This is a genomic window from Kitasatospora sp. NPDC096204 (assembly GCF_044763205.1).
Taxonomy (GTDB): Bacteria; Actinomycetota; Actinomycetes; order Streptomycetales; family Streptomycetaceae; genus Kitasatospora.
In genome coordinates, this window is sequence record NZ_JBIWFT010000002.1 from 296,670 (window position 1) to 311,573 (window position 14,904).

The window sequence follows — 14,904 nt, forward strand, 5'->3', positions numbered from 1 at the left end:
GAGTGCCGAAGGGCGCAGCGGACGCCCTCCGACCCTGCGCCGTCCGGGTGAACCGGGCGGCTCGGAACCGGCCGGATCTCCGGACAGCGGACTCACCGCACGGTGAAGTCCGCCATCATCGCCATGTCCTCGTGCTCCAGGTTGTGGCAGTGCAGCATGTACACCCCCGGGTGGTCGGTGAACCTCACCAGCACCTCCACCGCCTCGGCCGGGCGCAGGTCCACGGTGTCCTTCCACCCCGCGTCGTACGGGCCAGGGTCGTCGCCGTTGCGGCCGATCACCTGGAACTGGTTCAGATGGACGTGCACCGGGTGGTGCAGGTCGCTGGAGAAGCGCCAGAGTTCGACCTCGCCGAGGGCGGGCCTGGCGATGTTCCGGCCGGGCTCGTACAGGCGGCCGTTGATGGTCCAGCCGTCGCCGCGGCTGCGGCGGAAGGCGAAGTCGCGGGTGGCGACGGCGTCGTAGGCGTCCAGGGCTTCGACGGTGGCGAGTCGGTCGGGCACCCTCGCGTCGTCGGTCACCTGCCTCGCGGTGACGTCGAAGCGCATCACCTCGGCCGTCCGGCCGCGGCCGAAGCGGTTGACCAGCCGGACCTTGGTGCCGGGCGCGTAGCGGGCGAAGTCGACCACGACGTCGAAGCGTTCGGCGGGCGCGATCTCGATCCCGTCGTGCCGGACCGGGGCGGCGAGCAGGCCGCCGTCGGAGCCGATCTGGACCAGGGCGTCGCCGCCGGCGGGCTGCGGGTCGAGTTCCAGCCGGTAGAGCCGGGTGTTGGAGGCGTTGAGCAGCCGCAGCCGGTAGCGGACCCGGTCGACGTCCAGTCGTGGCCAGGGCGCGCCGTTGACCAGGATGACGTCGCCGAGCACGCCGTTGGCGTAGGCGTCGGTGACGCCCGGCTCGCCGAGGTCGGGATCGACGGCCGGGTAGCTGAAGGAGCCGTCGGCGGCGAAGGAGCGGTCGGCGATCATCAGCGGCAGGTCCCGCTCACCGTGCGGCAGCGGCAGCGCGGCCTCCTCGTCGTCGTGCACGAGGTGGAAGCCGGCCAGTCCGCGCCAGACGGCGGGGCCGGTGAAGCCCATCCGGTGGTCGTGGTACCAGAGGGTGGCGGCGCGCTGCCTGCCCGGATAGGTGTACGTGCGCTCGCCGGTGACGGTCCTGCCCTCGGCGTGGCGCATCCCCGGCATCCCCGCCATGCCCCCCATGTCCGCCATGTCCACCATCCGCCGGGCGTCGTCGTCCGACGTCCCGACCGGCAGCACCAGGTCCACGGGGTAGCCGTCGCTGTCCGCCGGGGTGTGCCCGCCGTGCAGGTGGGTCGTCGTGGGCACCGGCAGCTCGTTGCGGTGTCTGACCACCGCCGGCCGCCCGGAGCGGGCGACCAGGGTCGGCCCGGGGAAACTGCCCCCGTACGTCCAGGCCTCGGTCGTCACGCCGGGGAGGATCTCCAGGTTCGCGACCTGCTGGGTGATCTCGTAGTGGTCGCCGGTCTCGTCGGTGCGCACCGGCCGCAGCACGGGCGGCAGCGGCAGCGCGGTCCGGAAGGCCTCCGGAAGGTCGAGCTCGCTGCTCAGCAGTTGCCCGGGGCGGCCCTCGGCGAGCATCCGGGCGGCGGAGGGGGCGGCGACGGCGGCCAGGGCGCCCGTGCCGAGGACGGAGGCGCCGATGCCCAGGAACCGGCGCCGGTTCACTGGGACACCTCCACCGGCCCGCCGGGGCGCGGCAGCCGTCCGGCGCCGTCCGGGCCGCCGGCCACTCGTACGTTCCGGGCCGGCAGCGGCAGCCGCCAGGCGCCGACCAGGCCGAACAGCACACCGCTGACCAGCAGGACGCCGAGCGTGACGTGCACGCCGAGCGCCCGGGCGTAGCCGGCGGCGATCTGTCCGGTGACGGCGCCGGCGAGCAGCGCGGTGGTCCACAGCGGCCACAGCGGGCCCCGGCCGTGCCACCGGACGGCGGCGGCCCCCGCGAGCTGGACCACCACCACGGTGGCCAGCACCATCCCGGTGCCCTCGTGGTCCTTCAGGGATTCGTAGGTGCCGTTCAGGAAGCTTCCGGCGAGCATGACCTGGAGCAGTGACAGCAGCGCCAACAAGGTGGTGGAGGTGCGCAGCAGGATCAGCGGCCAGCGGGGTGCCGGGGCGGCAGGAGGACTGCTCATGTCGGGCTACTCTCTGCGTCGAGGTCGGGCGGGGCGGGCGAGAGCGTAACCGACCGGACATCACGATCCGCCCGAATAGGGCCGGTTGGTACTTCCGGTGGTTTCGTTCGCCACCCACTCGGGCCGTAGCCCTCACCCGAAGGAGGGATGCCCCCGAGTCGTCCTCGAGCGCACCCCTCCCCGGCCTGCCGCGGCCCGCTTCCGCTTCGCCGCTACTGGCGTGCCGCGCCCAGCGCCGCCGGCCGGGTGCGCAGCAGGGCCCGGACCGGCACCCCGGTCGCGGCGAGGCAGAGCAGCACGGCTCCGGCGGCCAGCGGCAGGGCGAGCATCGGCGGTACGTACGGGGCGGAGTTGGCCACGCCCCGGGCGACCGGCACCAGGGTGAGCCCGGCGATCGCCGCGCCGACCGCCAGCCCGGTCGTGGCCACCAGCAGCGCCTCCCAGCGCATCATGCGGCGCACCTGGCGCCGGGTGGTTCCGGCCAGTCGCAGCAGCGCGACCTCCCGGCGCCGGTCCAGCACCGTCATCACCAGGGTGTTGGCGGCGCTGACGGCGGCGAACCCGCCGAGCACGGCGGCCATCACGGTGTTGGCCCAGCCGCTGATCTCCAGGTCCTTGTCGGCCTGGGCGACGAAGCCGGCCCGGTCGGTCACGGTGGCCCCGGTCAGGGCGCCCAGTCCGGCGGCCACCGCCGCGGGGTCGGCGCCCGGCGCGTCGGCGACCAGCACCTGGCTGTCGTACCCGGCGGTGACGTGCTCGGCCACCGCGGCCCGGGGCAGCAGCGCCTGGCCGACGCCGAGCCCGCGGTCGTACACCGCGACCACGGCGGGCCGCACGGCGGTGCCGTCGCCGAGCCAGAGCTTCACCCGGTCGCCGACCTCGGCGCCGAACGCGTCGGCCATGGTGACGCTCAGCGCGATGGTGTCGGGGGCGCGGCCGAGGTCGGCGAGCGTGCCGCTGCGCACGCCCAGGTCGAGCACCTTCGGCAGCCGGGCCGGGTCGCCGTCGACGCCGAGCACGGGGGCGGAGCCCGGCTGGCCGGCGTTCTCGAAGACGACTCCGGTGCGCAGCACGCCGACGGCGGTGTCCACGCCGGGCACCCGGGCCGCCCGTTCGGCCGTCCCGGCGGGCAGGCCGGGGCCGGTGGAGGCGATCACGTGGTCGGCGGTGACACCGGCCCGGACGTTCTCGCCGGTGGTGTGGCGCACGGTGCTCTGGAGGATCAGCAGGGTGCCGCAGAAGGCGGTGACCAGCACGATCGGGGTGATCGCGGAGGCCAGCCGGCGGGCGTTGGCGCGGGTGTTGTCGGCGGCCAGCGAGCCGGGCGCGCCGCCGGCCCGCAGCGGGGCGCCGAGCACCACGGCGGCGGCCCGGGCCAGCCGGGGGCCGAGCAGGGCGACGGCCAGCATGAAGCACATCACCACGCCGAGCGCGGTCTGGGCGGCCTTGGCGCCGTCCAGGGACGTGGCGACGGCGGCGGCCGCGGTGCCGCCGGCGACGAAGACCAGCCCGAGGACCGTGCGGACCCGGCCCGGGCGGGGCGGCTCGACGGCGGCCTCGCCGAGCGCCTGGGCGGCCCGCATCCGGGACGGCCGGCGGGCGGCCAGGAAGCCGGCGGTCAGCGCGGCGAGGGTGCAGGCGAGGACGGCGGCGAGCATCGGCAGCGGGCCGACGTCCAGACGGACGTCCGCGGGGACGGCGCCGCGCTCGACCAGCTGGCCGAACCACCAGCGGGCGAGGGCGAGTCCGGGCAGCACGCCGAGGGCCGCGGCGAGCGGCGCGACCAGCATCGCCTCGGCGGCGATGGTGCGGCGGATCTGGCGCGGGGTGGCGCCGATGGCGCGCAGCAGGGCGAACTCGCGGGCGCGCTGGCCGGTGGCGAGGGCGACGGTGCTCATCACCACGAAGATCGCGGTCATGGTGGCGTAGCCGCCGAAGGTGCCGCCGAGGGCGATCAGCATGGTGCGGGTGTCGCCGGGGGCGGGGTGCTCGACGGCGCCCCGGTCGTCCCCGGTGAAGGTCCTGGCGTCGCCGCCGACGGCCTGGCGGACCTGCGCGGCGAGCGCGGAGGTGGTGACGCCCTCGCGGGGCTGCACGGCGATGGCGTCGATCCGGCCGGGGTGGCCGGAGAGGCGGTCGGCGGTGGGGCCGGCGAACCAGGCGGTGGGGCCGGCCTGCTGGGCGGCGGCCAGGCCGGAGACCCGGTAGTCCGCGGTGCCGCCGGGCGCGGTGAGCGTGAGGCTCGCGCCGGGCGCGAGGTGGGCGGCGTGCGCCGTGTCGGCGTCCAGCACCACCTCGTTCGCGCCGGGGGCGCGGCCCTCGACCAGCTTGTCGCCCGGCCCGGCGATGCCGAGCGCGGCGAAGCCCCGGCCGGTCAGGGCCGGCGCCCGGTCGGTGGCGGGCAGCGGGAAGGCGGTGTCCGGGCGGGCGGCCGCGACCCCGGGCAGGGCGGCCAGCCGGGCGACCAGCGCGGCGTCCGTCCGGGCCCGCTCCGGGACGGTCAGCTCCTCGGTCTCGGTGTCCTCACCGATCTTCCGCTGGAACGTCACGGCCTGCTCGGCCGCGACCACCACCGGGGCGTTCGCGTACCGGGTGGGCTGGAGGCTCGCGGTCAGGCCGGTCTGCAGCAGCACGCCGCAGGCCACCACCACGGCGGCGCCCAGCAGCAGGGCGACCAGGGTGCCCACGAAGGACGCGGGCCGGAAGCGCACCGAGGCGCGCGCGAGTCCGTTCGTCATGCCGCCGCTCCCACCGGACGGGCGGTCAGCGCGACCATCCGGTCCGCGACGGCCTGCGGGCTCGGGTGCGGCAGGTCGTCGACGATCGCGCCGCCGGCCAGGAACAGCGCCCGGTCGGCGAAGGAGGCCGCCACCGGGTCGTGGGTCACCATCACCACCGTCGCGCCGAGCGAGTCCACGGCCTGCCGCAGCAGGGACAGCACCTCGTGCGCGGTCCGGGTGTCCAGCGCGCCGGTCGGCTCGTCGGCGAACACCACGTCCGGGCGGGTGATCAGCGCGCGGGCGATCGCCACCCGCTGCTGCTGGCCGCCGGAGAGCTGGCCGGGCCGCCGCCCGGCGTGCTCGCCGAGGCCCACCCGCGCCAGTAGCTCCCGGGCCCGGGCGCGGTCCTGGCGCTCCCCGGCGAGGCGCTGCGGGAGCAGCACGTTCTGCTCGACGGTCAGCGAGGGCAGCAGGTTGAAGGACTGGAAGACGAAGCCGATCCGGCTGCGGCGCAGCTTGGTCAGCCGGTCCTCGCCGAGTGCGGTGATGTCCTCGCCGCCCAGCAGGACCTGCCCGGCGTCCGGGCGGTCCAGACCCGCCGCGCACTGGAGGAAGGTGGACTTGCCGGAGCCGGAGGGGCCCATCACCGCGGTGAAACTGCCGTGGGCGAGCGCCAGGTCGACTCCGCGCAGCGCCTGTACCGTCGCCTCGCCGCGCCCGTAGGCGCGGCGCACCCCGCGCAGCTCGATCGCGGGGGCCGCCTGCGGGGCCGGGGCGTACGGGGCGCTGTCGTACGGGGCGCCGCCGTACCGGGCCGCGGTGTGGACGGATCCGTCAGGGCCGTACCGGTCCGTTCCGAACTCGTCGGTCCTGCGGCGGTCTTGGCGGCGTGCCATGGGTGGGCCTTCCTTCGGTCTGCGTCGCTCGTCGTCAACGTGCTCCAACCTAGGAAGCGCGGGCTCCGCGGACCATGCAGGCCACCGGCGGACCGAAGGTGGGGTTATCCCCCCACCCGTTCGCCGGGAATCCCCAGGTAGGAGGCTCGCAGCTCGGCGAGCACCGGGTGCGCGGGGTCGAAGGCGGTGCCGTCCACGGCCGCCAGCGGACGCACCCCGACACCCGCATTGACCGCGAAGGCGGCGGTGAAGCGGGCCAGCGCGTCGGCGGGCAGCGGCGCGCGGAACTGCGGTCCGCGGTACGCGGCCGACAGCAGGGCCTCGGTGACGCCGGGCAGGCTCGGGCCCTGCGGCCAGACCAGCTCGTCCCCGGCCAGGAAGCCGACGTTCCAGGTCGCGCCCTCGACCACCAGGCCGCCCTCGTCGACCAGCAACACGTCGTCGAAGCCCGCCAGTTGGGCCTGCCGGCGATGGTGCACCAGGCCGAACAGGCCGACGTGCTTCACCTCCGACAGCTCCCGCCGGTAGGTGGTGGTGCGGACCCGCAGCGGGGCGGGGTCGGCCGTCGCGGCCGGGCGGGTGGTCACCAGCAGGACGGGTGCGGCCGGTGCGGCGGGGCGCTCCAGGCCGAGCGCCGGGTCGTACACGGTGACACGGACGATCACCGGCGCGCCGTCGGCCGGCAGCACCGCACCGATCCGCTCCCGCACGACCGCCCGGTCAAGCTCGACGCCGAACAGCAGCCGGCAGTCCCGGACCAGCCGGTCCAGGTGCAGCGCCAGACCGCGCACCCGGCCCGCCTCGGCGCGCAGGGTGGTGAAGTGCCCGTAGTTGAGCAGCCCCAGCGCGGCCAGCCGCGCCGGGTCGGCGGGGGCGCCGTCGATCTCGATCTCAGCCATCCCCCGAGTCTGCCAGCCGCCAGGACGCCGGCGGGGCCTGCTCCGGGAGCCGGGACTGCGGCAGTCGGGACTCCGGGAGCGGGGACTGCGACAGCGGCACCGGGCGGTACGGGCTCGCCACCGGCCGGCCCGCCGCCCTGGCCACCCGTTCGAACTCCTCGATCCGGTACGCCAGGCCCTCCGGCTCCCCGGCGTCCGACCAGCGCCACGCCTCCGCCCACCACTGCGGACCGCGCACCAACGGCCGGCCGGCCAGCGCCAGGTACAGGGCGAGCGTGGAGCGGGCGTACTCGTGCACCCAGCCGTCGCAGCCCCGGTAGTCCGCCGTCTCGTCCAGCCGCAGCCAGCGGCCCTCCTGCCCGGCGGCCAGTATCGGCACCCAGCCGCGCAGCCGGTCCTCGACCAGCAGGAGCAGCCGGCCGTCCTCCTCCCGCACGCGGTGCGCGGGGAGTTGGGGCATCCGGGCGAAGGACAGCGAGTGCTTCCAGCCCACCACCCACAGGCCCCGGCGCAGGTAGTAGCGGACCGCCGGCTGCCAGGCCCAGTGTGCCTCCAGCCGGAACCCGGGTAGGCCCTCGGCGGTGGCCGCCGCGTAGACCTCGTCCAGCGCGGCGGCGGCCAGGCCGCGGCCGCGCGCCTGCGGGGCCACGTAGAGGGAGGAGACGGCGAGCTGGCTCGGGCCCTTGGTCCAGTTGTCCACCGCGACGGTGCCGACGACCGTGCCGCCGTCGTCCTGGATCCAGTAGCGGCGCCGGTACAGCTCGCCGCCGGGCCACTCCCGCCCGCTCTCCCCCAGCCGCTCCCGCCACCCGCGCTCCACCTGCGGCGCCAGCCCGTCCGGGTCCACCAGCTCGCCCAGCCCGCCCTCCACCAGGGACGCCAAGTCCCAGAGCGCGAACCGCCGTTCCTCCCCCGGCCCGGCCGCCCGCAGCCGCGGCCCCGCCGCCAGCCGGTCCTGCGCCCGCTCCACCGCCGCATCCCACGACCTCAGCACACGGCGAGGATAGCGGGCCCGTCGGGACGATCAGTAATCCGGCTGCCACCGAACGTCAGTGCAGGCGGGGGACGTTCGGCTCCCGGGCCGGACGGACCTCACCGCCCGGAGGGACGTCAGCGCCGGGACGGACCTCACCGCCCGGACGGACCTCAGAGCCGGGACGGACCTCAGCGCCGGGACGGACCGGCCCGACGGCGGCGGGCCACCCGATGAACCCCCGCCCGCGCGAGGAGCGTCGCGGGCCCGGGCGGAGGTAGGGAAAACCCGACCACGGGACTCGACTTGACCGTGCTGACCCCGCCGGCCTGCGGCGATGCAATGAAGGGGTGACGAAACGGGCGTGGTGGTGGTGCGGTGGGTGGCTGGCCGCGGCGGGGTGGGCGGGAGCGTTCCCGCTGGTGTCCGGGCTCGGGCCGCACCGGAGTTGGGGGGCGTGGGCGGCCCTCGGGTACCTGCTCGCGGCGCTCGTCGTGGCGACGGCACGGCGGCGCGGGCCCGAGCTGTCGGTGGCGGTCGCGGCCGTCGGGGCGGTGCTGGTGCCGCTGATCGTGCTGGTGCCGACCGGGCAGGGGCAGAGCGAGGTCGGGGTGATCGAGCGCTCCGGGTCACTGCTGCTGCACACCGGCACGCCGTACCGGGCCGACCCGCAGGTGGTCGAGGAGTACGACCCGTACCTCCCGGGGATGGCCCTGCTGGGCCTGCCCCGCGCGCTGCTGGGCGGTTCGCCGCTGGGTGACGCCCGGCTCTGGTGCGCCGCGGTGTTCGTGGTCTGCGTGCTGCGGACGGTGCCCGCCGGGCGCCGGCTCGGCGCCGTCGCGCTCACCGCCTCGCCGGTGGTCGCGCTGCCGCTCTGCGTCAGCGGCGTCGACCTGCCGCTCATCGGCCTGTGCCGGCTCGCCCTGGTCCGCGCCGCCGAACGGCGGCCGGTGGCGGCCGGGTTGGCGCTGGCCGCCGCCTGCTCGCTGAAGTGGACGGCCTGGCCGGCGCTCGCCGTGGTGGCGGCCCTGCTGGCGGCCACGGCCGGACGGCGCGCCGCGCTGCGCGGGACGGCCGTCGCGGTGGGGGCGGCGGCGGTGGCGGTGCTGCCGGTGGCGCTGCGCTCGCCCGGGCCGCTGATGGAGCAGGTGTTCGCCTTCCCCACCGGGCGCGGCCGGCTGGCGACCCCGGCCGCCAGCCCACTGCCCGGGCGGCTGCTCGCCGATCTCGGCCCGATGGGCTGGTACGCCGCCGTCGGCCTGCTGCTGCTCGCCGGGCTCGCCGTCGGGGCCTCGCTGCTCACCCGCCCGCCCCGCACCGCGGCCGCCGCGGCGCACCGGCTGGCCCTGGGGCTGTCAGCGGCCTTCCTGCTGGCGCCCGCCGGACGGTTCGGCTACCTCGCGCTGCCGCTCGTCCTCGTCCTGCTCTCCTCCTCGTCCTCCGTTCCGAAAGGCCTGCCATGGGCACCACCCTCGTCGTCACCAACGACTTCCCGCCGCGCCAGGGCGGCATCGAGACCTTCGTCCGGGCCATGGCCGACCGCGTCCCCGGTCACGACGTCGTGGTCTACACCTCGGCCGAACCGGGCGCCGAGCGCCACGACGCCGCTCTCCCCTACCCGGTGATCCGCGACCGCGCCCGCATGCTGCTGCCGACCCCGCGGGCCACCCGCCGGGCCGCGGAGATCGCCCGCGCCCACGGCTGCGACCGGGTCTGGTTCGGCGCCGCGGCCCCGCTCGCCGCGATGGCGCCCGGCCTGCGGCGGCTGGCCCCGGGCATCCGCCGCACCGTCGCCACCACGCACGGCCACGAGATCTGGTGGGCCCGCACCCCCGGCGCCCGCGGCCTGCTGCGCCGGATCGGCCGCGGTACGGACGTGGTGACCTACCTCGGCGCCTACACCCGGGCCCGGATCGCGCCCGCGCTCGGGCCGGACGCCCGGCTGGCGCGCCTGGTGCCGGGGGTCGACCCGTCGGTGTTCCGGCCCGCCGGCGCCGGGAGCCCGGCGACCGCCCCGGTGGTCCTCTGCGTGGCGCGGCTGGTCCCGCGCAAGGGCCAGGACGTGCTGATCCGCGCGCTGCCCGCGGTCCGCCGGGCCGTGCCCGGGACCACCCTGGTGCTGGTCGGCCGGGGCCCGGACGAGGGCCGGCTGCGGGGCCTCGCCCGCCGGCTCACCGAACCGGGCAGCGTGGTGTTCACCGGCGGCCTCGACCACGCCGCGACCGCCGCGCACTACGCCGGGGCGGACGTCTTCGCGATGCCGTGCCGCACCCGTCGGCTGGGTCTGGAGGCCGAGGGCCTGGGCATCGTCTTCCTGGAGGCGGCGGCCGCCGGCCTCCCGGTGGTGGCCGGCCGCTCCGGCGGCGCCCCGGACACCGTCCTGGACGGTGTCACCGGCGCGGTGGTCGACGGCCGGGCCCCCGCCGAGGTGGCCGCCGCCCTGACCCGGATCCTGCTGGCCCCGCCCGCCGAGCGCGCCCGGATGGGGGCGGCGGGGCGGCGCTGGGCCGAGGAGCACTGGGCCTGGGAGGCCTCGGCGCGGCGGCTCACCGACCTGCTCGACCCCACCGCGCCCCTGCCGGAAGCGGCCGCTCAGGACGCCCCGGCCGCGCACGTCACTCCGGCTGCCCCCGCAGGTGCCTGACCAGGCGGGCGATCGCCGGGGCCCCGCCGTTGGCCTGGACGGCCGTCACCCAGTTCCGCGCCTGGCCGGCCAGGTCGTCCCGGCTCGGGCAGGAGAAGCTGAACAGCCAGACGTGGGCGGACAGATCACGCTCCGGCAGTGCCCGCCACTCCTCGCCGCCGGCCTGCGTCAGCATGTCCTGGCAGGCCGTCAGTGCCTGGTCGCCGTCCCCGGCCCACTCCTGTCGCAGCCACAGCAGGAAGTTCGTCTGGGCCGTCGTGGTGTCGTCCTTGGTCGCCTCGCCCTTGAGCAGTCGGTTGACGATCGCGCTCTGCGGTTCCCGTGTCCTCGCCATGACGCCATCGTTCCGGCACCGCGACCGCCCTGACAAGTGGGTGACCCGCCACCCGACGGGCCGGCCGCTCACTCCCCGCGCAGGTGGGCCAGCACCGCGAGCACCCGCCGGTTGCCCTCCGTCGGGTCCAGGTCCAGCTTCATGAAGATGTTCCCGCAGTGCTTCACCACCGAGGCCTCGGTGATGCTCAACCGGCCTGCCACGGCCTGGTTGTTGAGGCCTTCGGCGATCAGCGCGAGCACCTCGCGCTCGCGCGGGGTGAGGCGGGCGAGCGGGCGGTCGGCGGACTGGCCGCGCAGCAGCGCCCGGACCACCTCGGGGTCGATCACCGTCTCCCCGCCGGCGACCCGCCGCAGCGCGTCCAGGAACTCCGCGACGTCGCCGACCCGGTCCTTCAACAGGTAGCCCAGACCGGCCGGTTGGGCGCCGGCGGCGGCGAGCAGCCGGGTCGCGTACGGGGTGGCCACGTACTGGGAGAGGACCAGGACGGGCAGGCCCGGGTGGCGCTCGCGCAGGGCGAGGGCGGCGCGCAGGCCCTCGTCGGTGTGGTCGGGGGGCATCCGGACGTCGGTGAGCACGATGTCAGGACGGTCGGCGTCGACGGCCGCCGCCAGCGCCCGGGCGTCGCCGACGGCCGCGGTCACCACATGGCCGCCGAGGGCGAGGAGTTCGACCAGTCCGGCGCGCAGCAGCACCGCGTCCTCGGCGATCACGACCCGGAGCACGGCACCTCCAGCCGCAGCGTCGTCGGGCCGCCCGTCGGGCTCGTCACCATCAGCCGTCCTCTCAGCAGTGCCACCCGGTCGGCGAGCCCCGCCAGCCCGGCCCCGGCGGCCGGGTCGGCCCCGCCGCGGCCGTCGTCGGTCACCTGGACGACCAGCCGGCCGCGCGAGACCCGCCCGTGGACGGTGATCGCGGTGGCACCGCTGTGCTTGGCGGCGTTGGTGAGCGCCTCGGTGACGGTGAAGTAGGCGGTGGTCTCCACGGGGGCGGGCAGCCGCTCCGGGAGCTCGATGTCGGTGGCCACCGGGATCGGGTGGCGCTGGGCGACCTCGTCCACGGCGGCGGCGAGCCCGTGGTCGGTGAGCACCTGCGGGTGGATGCCGCGCACCAGCCCGCGCAGCTGCTCCAGCGCCTGCCGGGCCTCGCCGCGCGCCCGGGTGACGAGTTCCGCCGCCCGCCCGTCCCGCTCGCGCAGCTCGTACTCGGCGAGCCCGAGGGTCATGCTGAGCGCGACCAGCTGCTGCTGCGCGCCGTCGTGCAGATCGCGCTCGATCCGGCGCCGCTCGGCCTCGAAGGCGTCGGCCAACCGGGCGCGGGAGCGGGTGAGTTCGAGCACCTGACGGCCGAGGTCGTCCTCCCGGGGCCCGAGCAGGAAGCGGGCCAGGGCGACCTCGGCGGCGGTCAGCAGCGCCCCGGCGTAGGCGCAGAGCAGCAGGCCGGCCAGCCCGACGGCGGTGAACGGCAGGGCGGCGAGCGGCCCGTGGGCGGCGTGCCCGGGGATCAGCATCACCGTCTCCGGCGCGAGCGCCCAGACCACCAGCGGGGAGAGCACGTACAGGCCGGAGAGCACCAGGAGGACGGTGAAGCCGAGCGCGGCGGCGGCCAGCACCGTCGAGGCGAGCACCGTGTGGGCGAGTTCGCGCCAGGTGGCCCGCTCGCGCAGCCGGGTGCGGATGCGGGCGCGGTGGCCCGCCCCGGGCAGGCTCCGGTGCGGGTCGGGCAGCGGGACCGGCTCGACCAGCCGCAGCCGCCACCGGGCCGCGGTGGCGGCCGGGATGCCCGCGAGTGCCAGGGCGAGGAGCACCGGCAGCCCGATGCCGACCACCGACAGGCCCATGCCGAGCACCAGCAGCACCGCGAGGACCGCCAGCTGCACCGGCCCGAGCAGGGCGCTGCCCAGCAGGTACGCCCAGCAGCGCGGCACCCGGCGGGTGAAGGGGAAGCGCAGCGGGTGCGCCCACAGCGCCTCGCGGACGGAGGCGGGCCGCTGCTCCCCCTCGCTGGTCCCGTCGCCGGTCCTCTCGCTCACCCGGTCAACCCTAACGGAACGTCTGACGGCCCTTCGGGGCCTCGCCCGGGGCCTCACCTGGGACTCCACCTGGGACTCCACCTGGGCCTCTGCCTGGACCTCTGCCTGGACCGGTACGCCGGTGGCCTCCACCCGGGCCTACGCCTGGGCTGCCTCCTGGGCCTCCACCCGGTCCCCGGTCGAACCCTCGGCCGGAGCCCCGCCCGGTGCCTCCGCCCGGGCCCGGCGCGGCCTGGTCAGCGCGACGGCCACGATCACCAGCGCGCCGCCGGCCAGGGCGTTCCAGCCCACCGGCTCGTGCAGGACGGCCGCGCCGAGCGCCGTCGACCAGAGCGGCATCGCGTACGTGACGGCGGAGGCCACGGTCGTCCCCGCACTGCGCACCAGCGCGATGTTGAGCAGGTACGCCAGACCGGTGCCGAACACACCGAGCACCAGCAGGGCGAGCGCCGCGCCGGCCCCGGGCCAGTGCGGGACGCCCGCGGCGAGCGGCGCGACCAGGGCCAGCTCGACGGCGGCACAGGTGATCTGGAGCACGGACAGGGCGGCCACCGACTCCGAGCGGCCGGACAGGAAGCGGCGCAGATAGACGTAGCCGGCGCCGTAGCAGCAGGTGGCGGCCAGGCAGGCCAGCGCGCCGGTCGTCGCGCCGGCACCGAGGCCGTGCCAGACCCCGAGCACGGTGAGCACGCCGAGGAAGCCGAGCCCGAGTCCGGCCAGCCGCCGGGCGCCCGGGCGGCGCTCCTCGGGGACGGTCAGCACCGCGAACAGCAGGGTGAACAGCGGGGTGGTCGCGTTCATCACCCCGGCGAGCAGCGAGCTGACCCTGGTCTCGCCGAACGGGAAGAGGGTGAACGGCACGGCGTTGAGCAGCACCGCCACCACCGCCGAGTGGCCCCACAGCGCCCGGTCGCGCGGGACCCGCTCGCCGCGCACCACGAGGATCGCCCACAGCGCGGCCGCGCCCAGCAGGCAGCGCCACAGCGCCACCCAGAGCGGCGGCACCCCCGCGTCGACCGCCACCTTGATCAGGGCGAAGCTCGCGCCCCAGATCGCCGACAGGGCCACGAAGCCCGGCAGCCAGCGCCGCATCCCCACCACCTCCTGTCCGAGTCCCATGTCCGAGTCCGTGCCATCGGCTGGACAGAGACTGGCCCGGCGTCGGAGCATGAGTCCAACAAGTGGCGTTGCACTCGTGATGAGGAAGTCTCATGACCTCGGACGTCAACCTGGCCCAGCTCAGGGCCCTGGTCGCGGTCTCCGACACCGGCGGCTTCGGCGCGGCCGCCGACGAGTTGGGCATCAGCCAGTCCGCGGTCTCGCACGCCGTCGCCGCACTGGAACGGGCCCTCGGCGCGCCCGTGCTGTGGCGCGGCAGCCCGTGCCGCGCCACTCCACTGGGCGAACAGGTCCTGCCGCACGCCCGGACGGCCGTCGCCTCGGCCGCCGCCGTCCGCACGATCGCCGCCCGGCACTCCGGCGGCCTGACCGGCACCATACGGCTGGCGGCGCCGACCACCGTCTGCCAGGCACTGCTGCCCGGACTGCTGAAGGACTGGCGGGCGGCCCACCCGCAGCTGACCGTCCGGGTCTTCGAGGGCGAGGACGACGAGCTGCCGGTCTGGCTGGAGGCGGGCATGGTGGACGCCGCCGTACTGATGGACGCCGGCCGGCTGCCGCCCGGGGCGGTCGCGCTCGGCGCCGACTCCATGCACGTGCTGCTGCGCCGCGACCACCCGCTGGCCGGCGAACCGACCGTCCACGTGGCCGAGTTGGAGGACGACGACTTCCTGCTCTCGGAGGGCGGCTGCGAGCGCTACGTCCGCGAGGCCTACCGACGGGCCGGGGTCCGCTTCACTCCGCGGCACCGCATCCGCGACCTGAACACCCTGATCGGCATGGTGCACGCGGGTGTCGGGGTGTCGGTGATGCCCGCACTGGCGCTGACCATGCTCCCGGCCGACTGCGTGCTGATCCCGATCCGCCCCGCCGTCCACCGGACGCTGACGCTCACCGGGCCGAGCGGCCGCCCGTGGTCCCCGGCGGTCAGCGGTCTGCTGGCGGGCGTGGGCGCGGACCTCGTCGGCAGGGCCTCACCGGGCCCCGCCGCCAGGGCCTGAGCGAGCCCGCCGCCAGGGCCTGACCTGCCGCAACGGCTCCTCCACCGGTCGCGTAGATTCGGCTGCGGCTGACGGGGCGTCCGGTGAGGGGGAGGAGCGGTGGGGCGGAATGCGCTGATCCACGCCGT

The 14,904-nt window shown here is 76.5% G+C and carries 13 protein-coding genes; 3 read left to right on the forward strand and 10 right to left on the reverse strand.

Going from position 1 to position 14,904, the window contains the following annotated elements; genetic code table 11:
- Window positions 1-92: 92 nt before the first annotated feature.
- From ACIQ87_RS03075 to ACIQ87_RS03100, 6 genes are all read right to left on the reverse strand, one after another.
- A complete protein-coding gene (locus ACIQ87_RS03075) occupies window positions 93-1,688 on the reverse strand; it encodes a multicopper oxidase family protein (RefSeq protein WP_402400663.1) in 1,596 nt (531 codons plus the stop codon).
- A complete protein-coding gene (locus ACIQ87_RS03080) occupies window positions 1,685-2,158 on the reverse strand; it encodes a hypothetical protein (RefSeq protein WP_402400664.1) in 474 nt (157 codons plus the stop codon). The genes ACIQ87_RS03075 and ACIQ87_RS03080 overlap by 4 nt, the downstream gene beginning before the upstream one ends.
- A 212-nt stretch (window positions 2,159-2,370) precedes the next feature.
- A complete protein-coding gene (locus tag ACIQ87_RS03085; protein ID WP_402400666.1) occupies window positions 2,371-4,896 on the reverse strand; it encodes an FtsX-like permease family protein in 2,526 nt (841 codons plus the stop codon).
- Window positions 4,893-5,774 carry an ABC transporter ATP-binding protein gene (locus tag ACIQ87_RS03090; RefSeq protein ID WP_402400669.1) on the reverse strand — a complete coding sequence of 294 codons (882 nt, stop codon included), beginning with the start codon at window positions 5,772-5,774 and terminating at the stop codon, window positions 4,893-4,895. The genes ACIQ87_RS03085 and ACIQ87_RS03090 overlap by 4 nt, the downstream gene beginning before the upstream one ends.
- 104 nt (window positions 5,775-5,878) lie before the next feature.
- Window positions 5,879-6,673, reverse strand: coding sequence for an aminotransferase class IV (locus tag ACIQ87_RS03095; protein WP_402400672.1), 795 nt, complete (start codon window positions 6,671-6,673; stop codon window positions 5,879-5,881).
- Complete coding sequence (locus ACIQ87_RS03100; RefSeq protein ID WP_402400674.1) at window positions 6,666-7,667, reverse strand: GNAT family N-acetyltransferase; 1,002 nt, start codon at window positions 7,665-7,667, stop codon at window positions 6,666-6,668. Before ACIQ87_RS03100 ends, ACIQ87_RS03095 begins: the two co-directional genes overlap by 8 nt.
- A gap of 329 nt (window positions 7,668-7,996) precedes the next feature.
- On the opposite strand from ACIQ87_RS03100, the gene ACIQ87_RS03105 reads away from it, so the two are divergent.
- Window positions 7,997-9,271, forward strand: coding sequence for a hypothetical protein (locus ACIQ87_RS03105; RefSeq protein ID WP_402400677.1), 1,275 nt, complete (start codon window positions 7,997-7,999; stop codon window positions 9,269-9,271).
- On the forward strand, window positions 9,157-10,290 hold the full coding sequence (locus ACIQ87_RS03110; RefSeq protein ID WP_402400924.1) for a glycosyltransferase family 4 protein: 1,134 nt from the start codon (window positions 9,157-9,159) through the stop codon (window positions 10,288-10,290). The genes ACIQ87_RS03105 and ACIQ87_RS03110 overlap by 115 nt, the downstream gene beginning before the upstream one ends.
- Here the strand turns inward: ACIQ87_RS03110 and ACIQ87_RS03115 are convergent.
- The 4 genes from ACIQ87_RS03115 to ACIQ87_RS03130 all read right to left on the reverse strand — a co-directional run bounded on the left by ACIQ87_RS03115 (window position 10,262) and on the right by ACIQ87_RS03130 (window position 13,775).
- Window positions 10,262-10,624 carry a hypothetical protein gene (locus ACIQ87_RS03115; protein WP_402400678.1) on the reverse strand — a complete coding sequence of 121 codons (363 nt, stop codon included), beginning with the start codon at window positions 10,622-10,624 and terminating at the stop codon, window positions 10,262-10,264. The genes ACIQ87_RS03110 and ACIQ87_RS03115 overlap by 29 nt on opposite strands.
- A gap of 68 nt (window positions 10,625-10,692) precedes the next feature.
- Window positions 10,693-11,349, reverse strand: coding sequence for a response regulator (locus ACIQ87_RS03120; RefSeq protein ID WP_402400680.1), 657 nt, complete (start codon window positions 11,347-11,349; stop codon window positions 10,693-10,695).
- Window positions 11,334-12,656 (reverse strand): sensor histidine kinase, encoded by a 1,323-nt coding sequence (locus ACIQ87_RS03125; protein ID WP_402400683.1) that lies wholly within the window; start codon window positions 12,654-12,656, stop codon window positions 11,334-11,336. The genes ACIQ87_RS03120 and ACIQ87_RS03125 overlap by 16 nt, the downstream gene beginning before the upstream one ends.
- A 138-nt stretch (window positions 12,657-12,794) precedes the next feature.
- Window positions 12,795-13,775 (reverse strand): DMT family transporter, encoded by a 981-nt coding sequence (locus tag ACIQ87_RS03130; protein WP_402400686.1) that lies wholly within the window; start codon window positions 13,773-13,775, stop codon window positions 12,795-12,797.
- A gap of 92 nt (window positions 13,776-13,867) precedes the next feature.
- On the opposite strand from ACIQ87_RS03130, the gene ACIQ87_RS03135 reads away from it, so the two are divergent.
- Entirely contained in the window at window positions 13,868-14,776 is a 909-nt protein-coding gene (locus tag ACIQ87_RS03135) for a LysR family transcriptional regulator (RefSeq protein ID WP_402400689.1), read from the forward strand.
- Window positions 14,777-14,904 lie beyond the last annotated feature (128 nt).